General features: G+C 34.3%; 12 protein-coding genes and 1 pseudogene. 8 read left to right on the top strand and 5 right to left on the bottom strand.

Annotation, left to right across the window (positions count from 1 at the left end; translation table 11 throughout):
- The first annotated feature begins 102 nt into the window (after window positions 1-102).
- Together Q0838_RS06080 and Q0838_RS06085 are read left to right on the top strand one after the other, a co-directional pair.
- Entirely contained in the window at window positions 103-444 is a 342-nt protein-coding gene (locus Q0838_RS06080; protein WP_298952404.1) for a hypothetical protein, read from the top strand.
- An 8-nt stretch (window positions 445-452) separates the two neighbouring features.
- Entirely contained in the window at window positions 453-1,064 is a 612-nt protein-coding gene (locus Q0838_RS06085; RefSeq protein ID WP_298952406.1) for a DUF1684 domain-containing protein, read from the top strand.
- On the opposite strand, the gene Q0838_RS06090 is transcribed toward Q0838_RS06085, so the two are convergent.
- The 4 genes and pseudogenes from Q0838_RS06090 to Q0838_RS06100 all read right to left on the bottom strand — a co-directional run bounded on the left by Q0838_RS06090 (window position 1,061) and on the right by Q0838_RS06100 (window position 3,434).
- Window positions 1,061-1,681 carry a hypothetical protein gene (locus tag Q0838_RS06090; protein WP_298952409.1) on the bottom strand — a complete coding sequence of 207 codons (621 nt, stop codon included), beginning with the start codon at window positions 1,679-1,681 and terminating at the stop codon, window positions 1,061-1,063. The two genes, Q0838_RS06085 and Q0838_RS06090, sit on opposite strands and share 4 nt — an antisense overlap.
- A 6-nt stretch (window positions 1,682-1,687) precedes the next feature.
- A pseudogene (locus tag Q0838_RS14365) lies at window positions 1,688-1,864 on the bottom strand (carboxypeptidase-like regulatory domain-containing protein); the annotation flags it as partial.
- Between the two features lie 191 nt (window positions 1,865-2,055).
- Complete coding sequence (locus tag Q0838_RS06095) at window positions 2,056-2,760, bottom strand: VanW family protein (protein WP_298952411.1); 705 nt, start codon at window positions 2,758-2,760, stop codon at window positions 2,056-2,058.
- Window positions 2,757-3,434, bottom strand: a complete 678-nt coding sequence (locus Q0838_RS06100; protein ID WP_298952412.1) for a class I SAM-dependent methyltransferase — start codon at window positions 3,432-3,434, stop codon at window positions 2,757-2,759. The genes Q0838_RS06095 and Q0838_RS06100 overlap by 4 nt, the downstream gene beginning before the upstream one ends.
- Window positions 3,435-3,599: 165 nt before the next feature.
- Between Q0838_RS06100 and rimO the strand changes: the two genes are divergently transcribed.
- Window positions 3,600-4,910: a 30S ribosomal protein S12 methylthiotransferase RimO gene (rimO, locus tag Q0838_RS06105; RefSeq protein ID WP_298952414.1), complete on the top strand. Its 1,311-nt coding sequence runs from the start codon at window positions 3,600-3,602 to the stop codon at window positions 4,908-4,910.
- 730 nt (window positions 4,911-5,640) lie between these two features.
- Here the strand turns inward: rimO and Q0838_RS06110 are convergent.
- Window positions 5,641-7,527, bottom strand: coding sequence for an ABC-F family ATP-binding cassette domain-containing protein (locus Q0838_RS06110; RefSeq protein WP_298952416.1), 1,887 nt, complete (start codon window positions 7,525-7,527; stop codon window positions 5,641-5,643).
- A 294-nt stretch (window positions 7,528-7,821) separates the two neighbouring features.
- On the opposite strand from Q0838_RS06110, the gene Q0838_RS06115 reads away from it, so the two are divergent.
- From Q0838_RS06115 to Q0838_RS06135, 5 genes are read left to right on the top strand one after another with little or no spacing between them, the layout of a single operon-like run.
- Complete coding sequence (locus Q0838_RS06115; protein ID WP_298952418.1) at window positions 7,822-8,631, top strand: polysaccharide biosynthesis/export family protein; 810 nt, start codon at window positions 7,822-7,824, stop codon at window positions 8,629-8,631.
- Between the two features lie 2 nt (window positions 8,632-8,633).
- Complete coding sequence (locus tag Q0838_RS06120) at window positions 8,634-11,099, top strand: polysaccharide biosynthesis tyrosine autokinase (RefSeq protein ID WP_298952421.1); 2,466 nt, start codon at window positions 8,634-8,636, stop codon at window positions 11,097-11,099.
- Window positions 11,100-11,102: 3 nt separating this feature from the next.
- Window positions 11,103-11,960: an ABC transporter permease gene (locus Q0838_RS06125; protein WP_298952423.1), complete on the top strand. Its 858-nt coding sequence runs from the start codon at window positions 11,103-11,105 to the stop codon at window positions 11,958-11,960.
- Entirely contained in the window at window positions 11,960-12,787 is an 828-nt protein-coding gene (locus Q0838_RS06130; protein ID WP_298952425.1) for a polysaccharide pyruvyl transferase family protein, read from the top strand. The genes Q0838_RS06125 and Q0838_RS06130 overlap by 1 nt, the downstream gene beginning before the upstream one ends.
- Window positions 12,780-14,087 carry an ABC transporter ATP-binding protein gene (locus Q0838_RS06135; RefSeq protein WP_298952427.1) on the top strand — a complete coding sequence of 436 codons (1,308 nt, stop codon included), beginning with the start codon at window positions 12,780-12,782 and terminating at the stop codon, window positions 14,085-14,087. The genes Q0838_RS06130 and Q0838_RS06135 overlap by 8 nt, the downstream gene beginning before the upstream one ends.

Consider the following 14,087-nt stretch of genomic DNA (forward strand, 5'->3'; position numbering starts at 1 on the left):
AATCTAATGATAAAGATGGTGAAACATGACAGGATGAATCAATCAGAATTAGTAAGTAATTAAGTGACTACCTCTATTTAATAATTTATAATAGCATAGAAATTGGAAGAAACAAGACCTCCTTTATGGAATAGTAAGAGTATCGCGACTGTAACTAAAGTGATTGCTATTTATGCTGCGTTTTATTTATGTGTTGTCATTGTGCAAATTTTCACTAATCCGTTGTGGGATAATCCACTCGCTCCATCAAATGCTTACTATCCACTTTATTTAATGGCGGCTATTCATTTGATAGTATTGATACTAACCGGTGCTAGCGTTTTATTTAAAAACTACCATTGGGTAGTGACTGTAATTGCAGTATTAATCGTCACGCTGTCTCGATTTTATTACAATGAAATAGCAGAGTATATTTGGAATATAAGTGCGACACCATTTTATTAAATGATCTTATGAAAATCACTTTCACCTTTTTAGTATTAGTTTTCAGTTTAGGATTATCGGCGCAAGATTATGAGCAAGAATCATTAGACTACCGCAAGAATTTATCTGCCGAATATAAGTCGGGAGAGAATAATGTATTAACAGCCAAAGAAAGAAGAACCTTCGGCTATTTGAATTTCTATGATTTTGATCCTGAATTTGTTGTTGAGGCTCGATTTGAAAAAATAAATAATACAGAAGAGGTGAAGCTAGCAACATCTACCTCTCGCATTGCTTCTTATGTAAAGTATGGCTATTTATACTTTACCTTAAAAGGGAAGAAATGTAAATTACTAGTTTTATCTAACCCTAGTTTAAAAGATGATCCAGAGTACTACAATTACCTATCGGTTTTTTTTACTGATATGACTAACGATAAAGGTTCTTATGTTGTAGGACGTTATATGGAATTGAGATCTCCATTAAGTGAAAGAGTAGTTCTTAATTTCAATAATACGTATAATCCTTATTGTGCTTATAGTAATCGGTTTTCATGCCCAATTCCTTCTGCAGAGAATTATTTGCCTCTAGAAGTAACGGCAGGTGTTAAAAAAGGTTTTAAGAGTTTTAGGAAGTTTTAGAAATAGAAGGAATATCCTAATCCTAGTTGAAATTCTTCATAATTAGCGAGGTGTTTGTAATTGTCTGAAATATTCCATCTTCTCCAATTATAAGAAGCATTTACATTGAATTCATTAAATTTTTGCCAGTGGATGAAGCTAGTGCCTAATTTAACATTTCGTACTATAGATTTTTTAAAACCTGCTCCATATCCAAAGTCTTTATTTTTAGATAACCCATCATAATTGATGTGTCCAGATATGATTTGTATTTCTTCATAATCAGTTTTTGTAAATAAATGAACTGATTTCTCTAAGTTTAATTTATAACTATGGTATTGTAAATTATTGAAATTTGCAGTTTCAAAACTAGCTCTAAGGTTTAGATAGAATGAATCTGAAAATCGAACATCCTTTTCAAGTCCAAAATTAAAGTTTGAATTGTTTTTAAAATCTGTAGAATATAATAAGTCAAAATTGAAATGATGAGGTAATAGATTATAATCATTCTCAAATGACAAACCGTAAGTGTTGTAATTAAGGCCTTGTATAGTATACAATCGGTTAGAATAAGGGAAACAATGATAAAATAATACAATGTCTAAAGCAGGTTTTAAAAATATATCTATCGTTGTCAACTCTAAAACTTTTGACTCCTGAGTATCATAACCACTATAAGAAAAAACCAAAACATCTTCTGGATTCGCCTGAATAGAATACTTTCCATTAAAATCTGTTTGAGTAAAAACGCTTGTTCTTTTTACTAAAATAATAGTATTATAAATGGGTTCCCTATCTGTATCACTAACTGTCCCAGTAATCGTCCTTTGTGAAAAGCAAAAACTGGTAACAAATAATAAGAATTAGAGTAGTGCTGGTTTCATAAATTAGTTAAGTTACTCAAACATAAGAAGAACAATAACTTTTTTAAAGAAAGAATGAGTGGATAGCTGCTTTTGATTACAGAAAAGGTATTTTAAACTTAAACTTAAACTTAAACTTAAACTTAAAGCTAAACCTTATACCTAGATACGGCCAAAACTTCTCCATCACCATTCTTAGTTTCCACTATTTTATGAGAATCTGTAGAGATGAGTCGCCACGTGATTTCTTGTTCATTTATAGGGTGATCGCTTAGTAAATGTAGATCTAGCTTTCTTTCTTTAAATTCAATTTGAAAAGCTATATGTTGATTCAGATTGTTTCTAAATCGCAAATCTTTGTAACCGTAGACAACTGTTGCATCACTGCCTAATGGTGTGTAACGCGTCTCTTCTGTATAAATATCTATAGAATGATGATGGCGTTCTACGATTTCTATTCCCGCTCGCAACAGAGCAATGTATAACATGCCGGACAGCTGGCATAAACCGCCACCGTAGTCTTCTTGTAATTTTCCTGCGAGTAGATTACGACCTTTTTTAAATCCATTTTTTGCGATAGGCGCAGGAATACTGTTCCAGTAAGAAAATGTTTCTCCAGGTTGGATAATTAAACCATCTATATGTTGAAACGCAAGCTGGATGTTGTGAATTTTATTTGCAGCTCCTGCATTTTTTTTAATCGGTTGTGTTATGGTAAGTCGGTGTTTTAAATCCCATGTGGAGGATCTTGTGATTGCAATTTTATTTAAAAAACCACTACTGCTATCTTTTTGATTTCTTTTATAGAGTTGCCATTTGATTTTTAGCGATTTAGGGATTAGGTTACGTATCATTTTTTCTTCAAAATTACGGCTATATAACTGCTGTAGTATTTTAAAAAACTGCTGCATAGCAATTGGTCCATTCCATAAAACCACGATCGTATTTTTATAGGGAATTTATGAATAGGTAAGAATAGAAAACCACGAGAATAGGTTACTGTAAATAATTCTCCTGTTAACTTTTTTATATCTTTTAAATCCATACTGGTCGCACCATGCCAGCTGGCTGCATTGTAATGGATTAAACGGCGTCTTTTGTGTGATGGATAGTCAAATATGAGTGCGCCACCAGGTTTTAAAAGTCGGTGGGATTCTTTGATAATGTCCCTTATCACTTCACGATCCAGATGCATCATTACATGAAAGGAATAGATTTTCTCAAATTGTTGATCTGTAAATCCTGTAGCAGTTCCATCAGTAACTTTTAATTCTTTTTCTGGATGTTTTTTTATTGCTAGAGCTAGCATCTGGTCACTGGGGTCGATACCATAATGTGCATAATCTAGAAATCTTCCTGTGCCGCAACCTAAATCTAGATGCTTACTCAGGTCTTGCTTTCCTACATATTTATCCAAAAAAGCAAGTTCTTGACGGTGAATAAAAGCGCCGTAAGAATTGTTAAATCGAGAGCTGTCATAAGTTTTTGCGATTTTATTGTAGTACGATACATTCTCATTATTCTCCATTCTTTGTGTTGGGTTACAGTGCAATCTTGCCGTAAAGTTAGATAAAGAAAAGAAGCTTTGTTTTAGTTCTTATGTTGGATAGAAATTCCGCTTTCGCGAAAGCGAGATAAAAACAACCATTAAACGTATATAGTAGTGGGCTAAGTCGTAAATTTGCAGCCGCTTATGAGAACAAAAACAAGAAAAAAGAATAAGATCAACGTAATAACTTTAGGTTGTTCTAAGAATGTGTACGATAGTGAGGTGTTGATGGGCCAGTTAAAGGCTAGTGGCAAGGACGTTGTGCATGAAGAAGAAGGTAATATAGTCGTGATTAATACTTGCGGTTTTATAGATAATGCAAAAGAGGAGTCGGTGAATACGATTCTGGATTTTGTAGAACGTAAGCAAAATGGAGAGGTAGATCAGGTTTTTGTTTCTGGATGTCTGTCTGAGCGTTATAAACCAGATCTTCAAAATGAAATCCCAGATGTGGACCAGTATTTTGGTACTACAGAATTACCGTCTCTTTTAAAAGCGCTAGGCGCAGACTATAAGCACGAGTTGATAGGTGAGCGTGTTACAACCACGCCTAAAAACTATGCGTATTTTAAAATAGCCGAAGGTTGTGACAGACCCTGCTCTTTTTGCGCGATTCCTTTAATGCGTGGTGGACATAAAAGTACGCCTATTGAAGACCTAATTACTGAGGCTGAAAAGCTAGCCGCAAAAGGTGTTAAAGAATTGATTCTTATCGCTCAAGATCTTACTTATTATGGTCTTGATTTATATAAAGAAAGAAGACTGGCAGAGTTATTACGTGAGCTAGCAAAAGTAGAAGGAATAGAGTGGATACGTATGCATTATGCATTTCCTACTGGTTTCCCGCTAGATGTACTCGATGTAATGAAAAATGAGCCTAAGGTGTGTTTTTACTTAGACATTCCTTTACAGCACATTTCTACACCAGTTCTTAAATCGATGCGTCGTGGTACTACCTTTGAAAAGACTAATGCGCTTCTAGAAAAGTTCAGAACGCTGGTTCCTGAGATGGCCATACGTACGACTCTTATAGTAGGTTATCCTGGTGAGACTGAAGAAGATTTTGAGATCTTAAAGCAATGGGTAAAAGACCAGCGTTTTGAACGTATGGGATGTTTTACTTATTCTCATGAAGAAGATACACATGCTTATAAGCTAGAAGATGATGTCCCAGCAGATGTTAAACAAGAACGTGCCAACCAAATTATGGAGATACAGTCTCAAATCTCTTGGGAGCTGAATCAGCAAAAAATAGGTAAAGAATTTAAGGTAATGATAGATCGCAAGCGTGGTAATCACTTTGTGGGTCGTACAGAATTTGATAGTCCAGATGTGGATAACGAGGTGCTTATCGATGCAGAGAAGCATTATTTATCAGTTGGTTCTTTTGTGAACGTAAAAATCACAGAGGCAGAAGATTTTGACCTCTTTGCCGTACCGATAGATGAGAAATAAGTTTATAGCTATATCCATAGATATTAAATAATTTATATAAAAAAGGAACAGAATTTATTCTGTTCCTTTTTTTGTGGATATGAATTGTTTCTGCACCCTTTAGGGCTGGGGAATGGAAACAAAAAAAACAGCAAAAAGCCTTTGTTTCTGCACCCTTTAGGGCTGGGGAATAGAAACAGATTAAAAATTTTGTGTCGGGAACAGAACCAGATTAAAAGATTTTAGAAAACTTCTAGAACCTTAAAACCTCTTATTGCATAAAGGGTAAGTTACTAGTCCTTTTTTATATTAATTGTCTAACATTTAAAAACATTTGTTTCTGCACCCTTTAGGGCTGGGGAATGGAAACAAAAAAACAGCTAAAAGCCTTTGTTTCTGCACCCTTTAGGGCTGGGGAACAGAAACAAAGTAAAAATTTTGTGTCGGGAACAGAACCAGATTAAAAGATTTTAGAGAACTTCTAGAACCTTAAAACCCCTTATTGCATAAAGGGAAAGTTACCAGTCCTTTTTTATATTATTTCTCTAACAGTTAAAAACGTTTGTTTCTGCACCCTTTAGGATTGGGGAATGGAAACAAAAAAAACAGCAAAAAGCCTTTGTTTCTGCACCCTTTAGGGCTGGGGAACAGAAACAGATTGAAAATTTCGTATGGGAGAACAGAAACAAAAAAAAACTGCCTCAAATTAATGAGACAGCCTGTTTAAATATGTAGGATAGAATTGATAAAATTAGTTTTTAGCAATTTGCTCGCTTAGTTCTAGCCATTCCATTTCTAGTTCTTCTTGTTGCTCTTTAGTCTTTTCTAGTTGTATAGAGTTTTCGGTCATTTGATCTGCATGAATGTTGGGATCTAAGAAACTGTCTTGTAGTTTTTTCTTTAACTCTTCTAGTTGTTTAATTTTATTTTCCATTCTAGAAAGCATTTTCTGTTGCTCTCTAGTCGGTCCAGATGTAGGGGCAGCAGGGGTAGTATCTACTTTTTTTACTGCTATAGGTTTTACATCTTCGGTGATATCTTTGTCTAGTGCAATGTCTGTATTACCTACATAAGCTCTGAAATCACTGTAATTACCAGGAAAGTCTGTAATGTTACCAGACTGATTAAATACAAATAGATGATCTACTATCTTATCCATAAAGTAACGGTCGTGACTTACTACTATAATACAACCAGGAAAATCCATTAAGAAATTTTCTAGTACGTTAAGTGTAGGTATGTCTAGATCATTTGTGGGTTCATCTAGAATTAAGAAGTTAGGGTTTTGAATAAGTACGGTACATAAATACAATCTCTTGCGTTCACCACCACTTAATTTTTCTACAAAGTCATGTTTCTTTTTATTATCAAATAAGAAACGTTCTAAAAGCTGACTAGCGCTTATTATTTTACCTTTATTAAGAGGTATGTAGTCTCCAAATTGTTTAACCACATCGATAACCTTCATTCCAGGTTTTGCATCTATTCCACCTTGTGTGTAATAGCCTACTTTAACCGTTTCACCAGTGACTACCTTTCCAGTATCAGGTGCTAGAGCACCGGTAATCATGTTTAAGAAAGTAGATTTACCAGTACCGTTTTTACCTATAATACCCAGACGTTCTCCACGTAGAAAGTTGTAAGAGAAATCATTAATCAAATGCTTATCACCAAAGGATTTACTAATTTTATGCAGCTCAACTACCTTTGTGCCTAATCGCTGCATGCTTATCTCTAGTTCTATCTGGTGATCTTTGCGACGGTTACTAGCCGCTTCTTTGATTTGATAAAAATCGTCTATACGAGATTTAGATTTTGTGCGACGTGCTTTAGGCTGGCGACGCATCCAGGTCAATTCTTTTTTATAGAGTTGTTGCGCTTTTTCTTGATTAGTTTGCTGTATTTCTATGCGTTCTTGCTTCTTCTCTACATAGTAAGAGTAATTTCCTTTATAGGTATAAAGTTGACCTTGATCTAATTCTATGATTTCATTACACACACGATCTAAGAAATAACGGTCGTGTGTTACCATAAGTATGGTATAATCTTCTTGTTTAAAGTAGGCTTCTAGCCACTCGATCATTTCTAGATCTAGGTGGTTAGTAGGCTCATCCATGATTAAAAGTTGTGGATCTGACAGTAAGGCCATAGCCATCGCGATACGTTTTTTTTGTCCACCACTTAATTTACCTACTTTTTGCGTCAGGTCATCCAGTTTTAATTTAGAAAGGATCTGACGGTATTTAGTTTCAAAATCCCAGGCGTTTGCCGCATCCATTGCATCCAGTGCTTTTTGCATCATGTCAGCATCATCAGGATTTGCCATGGAGTGCTCATAATCTGCTATGATTTTCATGGTAGGTACGTCACTATCTAGAATTACTTCTTCGATAGTCATTTCTGGATTAAGATTAGGTTCTTGAGGTAAGAACGCCATTCTTAGGTCTGTTCTATAAGCTACGTTACCGCTGTCAGGTTCTTCGGCACGAGTTATTATATTAAGTAAAGTAGATTTACCATAACCGTTTTTTGCTACAAAGCCTATTTTCTGTCCCTGGTTAATACCTAACGATAGGTCTTTAAAAAGAACTTTGTCGGCAAATGCTCTTGAAACGTTTTCTACAGTTATATAATTCATGGTAATCCTGCTTAAATTAAGAAATGCAATATTACGGTGTTAAGTGTTAGAATAGGGTGGTGATCTCATAAAATTTGACCTCTTTTCAGGTAGTGATCTTGTAGTAGGTTTATTTAATTTTGTGCGAGATAGGCTGGTATGGTCTCCATTATTTTTATGTTTGTTCCGCTTTCGCGAAAGCGAGATTATAAAATACATTTTAACGTATGTATCGATTATATGCTAATGAATAGGATCAAAAAGAGTTTTTTACTTCAATAATTCTATATTTGCAGCTTAATTTATTTTCTATACATGAGAAAGCTGTTAGGCGTTTTGTTACTTTTTTTATTATTGATAGTAAGTTCTTGCATACCTACATCTAAGATTACTTATTTACAAGAGTCTAATAAAACTGTAAATGACTCTTTAATTATTATTAGAAAAATACAACCGCCATATCGTTTACAAATTAATGATATACTTTCTATTCAAGTAAAGGCACCTATAGATCCAGATCTAGTAAAGATGTTTAACGTTCAAGGTGATGAGGGAAATAATAATTCTAGTCAAGGTAGAAGTTTATATTTTACTGGTTACACGATAGATCAACATGGAGATATACGTGTGCCACAATTGGGTAAAATAAAAGCAATAGGGATGACGGTAGAAGGGCTGCGTGAGTTGATAGAAAAAAGACTTCTGACTGAATATTTTAAAGAAAATGCAAATCTATTTGTTACCGTAAAATTAGATGGTTTGCGATATACGATGGTCGGAGAGGTAAACGGTACGGGACAGAAAACGATTTTTAGAGATCAGGTAAGTATTATAGAGGCCATTGCAGACGGTGGCGGCGTGCCTATTACAGGTGATTTAACCGCTGTGAAAATTGTAAGACAATATCCCGACGGTGTAAAAACGCATGAATTAGATTTAACTAGTATAGATGTGGTGTACTCTCCTTATTATAATATTCAACCTAATGATATGATCGTGGTGAATCCTAAACCACAAAAGGCGCTAGGTACAGGTACAACAGGATTATCTTCTTTTACGACTATACTATCTGTGTTTACGGCCTTAGTAGGAACTGTATTATTGATTAACAATATCTCTAATTAACCATGGAAGAAGAAAATGATGTTAATAGCTTAGCGGGCATATTTGACGTGAGACAGTTTTTGTTTAAACTGTTGCGTTTATGGTGGTTGTTATTACTTTGCCTAGGTATAGGTACAGGTTATGCTTATTATAAGAACCAGTTTATCCAGACTTATTATGACATGGATTCCTTAATTAGTATAAAGGATAATTCTAATCCTTTATTTACGAGTAATACCAGTCTTACTTTTAACTGGGGTGGTACAACAGATAAGGTAACTACAGCGATTACTCAGTTTAAATCACGTTCTCATGCAGAAAAAGTGGTGGACGAACTGCAGTTTTATATAAATTACATAAAAGAAGGGGAATATTATAATGTAGACGCTTATAAGCAAACTCCTTTCTTTATTTATGCGGTAGAGGATGCTTTACAAATAAGAGGGAATTCCATTCGTATTAATGTGTTAAACGATAAAGAATTTGAATTAACCGCAAATTTTAATTCTAATAGTGCTGGCGCCTTTAATTATTTCACTAAACAAACTGGTAATGTAACTACTCCACAGGGAGAATGGAAACAGAAATTTGAATTTGGTAAACCTATAGACTTACCTTTTTTACATGTGACTATAGAAAAGACGAGTAGTAAAACTCAAAAAGGGACATGGTTATTTAATTTTGGTGATTACTGGGGTACGGTAAGTCGTTATAAAAATATTTCTATTCTTCAAAAACCTACTGGTTCTTCTATCGTACAACTTTCTTTAAGAGGTTCTAATAAAGAGAGATTAGTAGATTATATCAATTCTAGTTCTATTGTCCTAGAAAAAGGCGAACTAGAACGTAAGAATAAATTTGCTGTAAGTACTATTAAATACATAGATAGTAGTCTTATCGCACAGGCCGAGGCGATTAAAGAGTCTGAAAATGAATTAGAAGATTTTCAATCTAAGAGTCAGCTAGTAGACGCAACTGTTCAAAATAGTGATTTTAACACAAAGCTTACTGATTTTGAATTTCAACGCAGTAACCTTCAAAATAAACTGGACTACTATAATAACCTACGTAACTACTTAAGAGATAAAACAGATTATACGGCCATACAGGCGCCTACAGTAGTGGGTATTACAGAAGGTAGTGTCGTAGAAAGTGTGGCTAGATTGATACAATTATCTGAAGAACGTAAACGCAGGCAGTTTGCCATGAGAGAAGATGCGCCTATTTTTAAGGAAATAGATCGTGATATAAATGCTATTAAAGATGTTATTTTTGAAAATATTTCTAGTTCAAAACTTCAGCTTAATGTTGAGTTAAAACAACTCAATTCTGAAATTTATAAAATAGAAGCTCAGATTAAAACCTTACCTAGAGAACAACAAGAATTTCTTAAAATACAACGTAAGTTTGATTTAAGGCAAAACGCTTATAATATTTTTCTAGCTAGAAGAGCAGAGGCAGAGTTAGTAAAAGCAGCAAACGTATCTGATATTTATGTCATAGATGCAGCAAAAAATATAGGTAGAGGTGGACAGCGCAAGGACTCTAACATAAATTATTTAATCGCTTTATTAATGGCATTTGCAGTTCCTATATCAGTTGCCTTTGTGCTTACTGTTTTAGATAATTATGTGCATAGTCCTAAAGATCTTGAAAAACTAAGCCCTGTTTCTGTATTAGGTGTTGTGGGTAAAATGGATCATCCTACTAATTTAATAGTACGAGATAAACCTAAATCTACGATAGCAGAATCTTTTAGAGGTATACGTTCTAGTTTACATTTTATATATGATCAAGAATCGCAACACGATTCCCGTACGATTATGGTAACTAGTAGTGTGAGTGGAGAAGGAAAAACATTTACTAGTATCAATCTTGCTACGGTCTTTGCCTTAAGTGGTAAACGTACACTGCTAGTAGGATTAGATTTAAGAAAGCCTAAGATATTTGATGATTTTGAGATCGATAACGATCTAGGAGTTTCTAACTATTTAGTAAACGATTGTTCTTTAAATGATATTATTAGATCTGCAGGAGTAGAAAATCTAGATATAGCACTTTCTGGTCCAGTACCTCCTAACCCTAGTGAACTTATTATGTCTAAGCGTGCTGGAGAGATGATAGAAGAGTTTAAAAAGAATTACGATTACATCATTCTAGATACACCACCATTAGGTCTAGTGGCAGATGCTCTAGAAATAGCAAAGCATGCAGATGCTAGTCTCTATATGGTACGTCAGGGCTATACTAAAAGAGGGATGCTAGATGTGGTAAATGAAAAGTATAAAAGAGATGAAATAAAAAACTTGAGTTTTATATTTAATCACTTCAGTGATAAAGGAACATACGGCTACGGCTACGGTTATGGCTATGGCTATGGCTACGGTTATGGAGCTTACGGTAATGGTTATCATGAAAATGATGTGAAAGATGGTTTTTTAACTAAAATTAAAAGAGCTATACAATCTAAATTTAATTCTAAAGCCTAATTTATGTCAGATAACGATTGGCTTTATGAAATTAAGCCCAAAGGAAAATTAATAGACCTCAATCTTAAGGAGATATGGCGTTATAGAGATCTTCTTGTGCTATTTGTAAAACGTGATATTGTCACTGTTTATAAACAAACCGTTTTGGGACCTTTATGGTTTTTGATACAGCCATTGTTTACTAGCGTGGTTTTTACACTGGTTTTCAATACATTTGCCGATATTAAGACAGATGGAGTACCTCCATTTCTATTTAATCTAGCTGGTATCACCTTGTGGAATTATTTTAAAGAATGTTTAACCTCTTCTAGTTCTACATTTACCGCAAATGCCAGTTTATTTGGTAAAGTGTATTTTCCTAGATTTATAGTACCAGCTTCTAAGGTACTATCAGGATTATTTAAGTATGGGATACAATTATTTATATTTACTATCTTTTACCTGTATTTCATTTTTGTAAAAGACGTCAGTATAGCACCGTCTATATATGTTTGGATATTTCCATTAACTATACTTAATATGGCTTTGCTAGGACTAGGTCTAGGTATGATTTTAAGTTCTATGACTACCAAATATCGAGACCTGACTATATTAGTTTCCTTTGGTATCAACTTATTAATGTATTTAAGTGCTGTCATGTATCCATTGAGTGAGGCAAAAATTAAGAGCCCAGATTGGGCATGGATTATAGAAACAAATCCGCTAGCGCAGGTGATAGAATTATATAGAAACTTATTGTTAGGTACTGGTGATATTTCTTTCACAGGTTTAGGAATCAGTTCTTCCATTGCTATTATTGCTTTTTTAATAGGACTTGTTATTTTTAATAGAACTGAAAAAACTTTTATCGACACCGTATAATGGCAGCAGTAAGACTATACTGGTGGAGCGAGATCTTTATCCAGAAAAAACAGAAAGAAAACTATGGCGATCTATTAGGTAAATATCTAGTGGAAAAAATTTCTGGTAAAAAAGTGACTTGGGTACGTGCTCAAAAATTTAATATTAGAAATCTATACAGTCCTTTATACGTCACTATAGGCAGCGTGCTTGCTCATATTAATAAATACTGTACTGTATGGGGCAGCGGTATTAACCATAAAGATGAATCTATAGCTAGTGCTAGATTTTTGTCTGTAAGAGGTCCGCTTTCGCGAAAGCGAATTCTAGAACTAGGTTATGAGTGTCCAATGGTTTATGGAGATCCGGCACTATTATTACCGTTATATTATAAGCCTAAAGTAGTAAAAAAACACGCATTAGGGATTATACCACATATCACTGACTTAGAAATAGCAAAGAAACTTTATGGACATCGTAATGGTGTCAAAATTATAGATTTCAATACCAATGATATAGAAGAAACAACTAGTGAAATACTAAGTTGTGAGCAAATTTTATCTTCTTCATTACATGGTGTTATCGTTGCGCATGCTTATCAAATACCGGCTGTACAGGTTAAGTTTTCAGATCATATTTTTGGAGATGGAGTGAAGTATCACGATTATTTATTGTCTGTAGGTTTAAACACTTATCTGCCAGAATTTATAGAGAATGAGGAGGATATAGATAAAGCAGTGACCGTCATTAATAATCACGAGAGTTCCTTACCGTCTCAACAGGTAATTCATAAATTACAGAAAGGCTTACTAGCCGTGTGTCCTTTTAAAACTACGATAGATGAGTGATGATGTTATTTTAAAAGCTGTAAATGTTTCTAAACAATATCGTTTAGGAACCGTAGGTACTGGTACCTTAAGCCATGATTTAAATAGATTTTGGGCTAGGATAAGAGGTAAAGAAGATCCTTACCTCAAGATAGGAGCTGTAAATGATCGCAGTGCTGCGGCTAGTAGCGATTACGTATGGGCTATAAAAGATATCAACTTTGAGGTAAAACGTGGAGAAATACTAGGTATTATAGGTAAAAACGGAGCTGGTAAATCTACTTTATTAAAGATACTTTCTAGAGTAACTAGCCCGACAACAGGTTCCATAAAAACTAAAGGACGTATCGCGAGTTTACTAGAAGTAGGTACTGGTATGCATCCAGAACTTACAGGTAGAGAAAATGTATATCTCAATGGTGCTATTTTAGGAATGACTAAAGCCGAGATAGCAAGTAAGATAGATGAGATAGTTGAGTTCTCTGGTTGCCAGATGTACATCGATACACCTGTAAAGCGTTATTCTAGTGGTATGCGCGTGCGATTAGGGTTTGCGGTAGCTGCATTTCTCGAGCCAGATATTCTAGTGGTAGATGAGGTGCTGGCCGTAGGAGATGCAGAGTTTCAGAAAAAAGCCATAGGTAAAATGCAGGATATTTCTAATACTGGCGGTAGGACGGTATTATTTGTGAGTCATGATATGAAAGCCATGGAGAAATTAACAAGTAGATGTGTGTTGTTAGAAAATGGAATGGTAAAATCTATAGGTCCTACTAATGAAACCATAAATTTATATCTCAAAAACAGTCTTTCAGGGACAAACTTCATTAAGTATACAGAGAATTCTGGAAATGAGTTTGCTACTATAATGGAGGCCAAAATTATGAATAACCAAAATGAAATAGTTAATAATTTTGAAGTAAGTGAGAACATAAAAATAGAATTAAAATATATTGATTCAGGATCATTTAGTTCACGTGTAACAGGAATTATTCATATTTTAAATGAAAGAAGCGAAACCATTTTTGCAAGTAATGATTTTGAAAATGAAAATTGGGGAAAAACTAAGTCTAGAAAAGCTACTTTTATTAGTACTTGTACCATTCCGTCTTACCTTTTAAAAGAAGGTTCATATACAGTTTTAATAGCTTTAGGTAGCTATAATCCTAATTTAGTACATTTTATCGATAAGGAATCCCTTTCTTTTAGGGTGATAAATAGTCCAGATGTAGTAAAAGGTAATTATAACCTAACTAATAGTTGGCCAGGAATTGTTAGACCCAAGTTAGATTGGAACATCGTAGAAGTTGTAAATGGTTAA

The organism is uncultured Nonlabens sp. (genome assembly GCF_947495285.1).
Taxonomy (GTDB): domain Bacteria; phylum Bacteroidota; class Bacteroidia; order Flavobacteriales; family Flavobacteriaceae; genus Nonlabens.

Bases quoted from the DNA above. Each gene is read 5' to 3' on its own strand.
- Q0838_RS06120 (WP_298952421.1), top strand. From the start codon at position 8,634: ATGGAAGAAGAAAATGATGTTAATAGCTTAGCGGGCATATTTGACGTG.
- Q0838_RS06085 (WP_298952406.1), top strand. From the start codon at position 453: ATGAAAATCACTTTCACCTTTTTAGTATTAGTTTTCAGTTTAGGATTA.
- Q0838_RS06135 (WP_298952427.1), top strand. From the start codon at position 12,780: ATGAGTGATGATGTTATTTTAAAAGCTGTAAATGTTTCTAAACAATAT.
- Q0838_RS06115 (WP_298952418.1), top strand. From the start codon at position 7,822: ATGAGAAAGCTGTTAGGCGTTTTGTTACTTTTTTTATTATTGATAGTA.
- Q0838_RS06130 (WP_298952425.1), top strand. From the start codon at position 11,960: ATGGCAGCAGTAAGACTATACTGGTGGAGCGAGATCTTTATCCAGAAA.
- Q0838_RS06100 (WP_298952412.1), bottom strand. From the start codon at position 3,434: ATGGAGAATAATGAGAATGTATCGTACTACAATAAAATCGCAAAAACT.
- Q0838_RS06095 (WP_298952411.1), bottom strand. From the start codon at position 2,760: ATGATACGTAACCTAATCCCTAAATCGCTAAAAATCAAATGGCAACTC.
- Q0838_RS06125 (WP_298952423.1), top strand. From the start codon at position 11,103: ATGTCAGATAACGATTGGCTTTATGAAATTAAGCCCAAAGGAAAATTA.
- Q0838_RS06110 (WP_298952416.1), bottom strand. From the start codon at position 7,527: ATGAATTATATAACTGTAGAAAACGTTTCAAGAGCATTTGCCGACAAA.
- rimO (WP_298952414.1), top strand. From the start codon at position 3,600: ATGAGAACAAAAACAAGAAAAAAGAATAAGATCAACGTAATAACTTTA.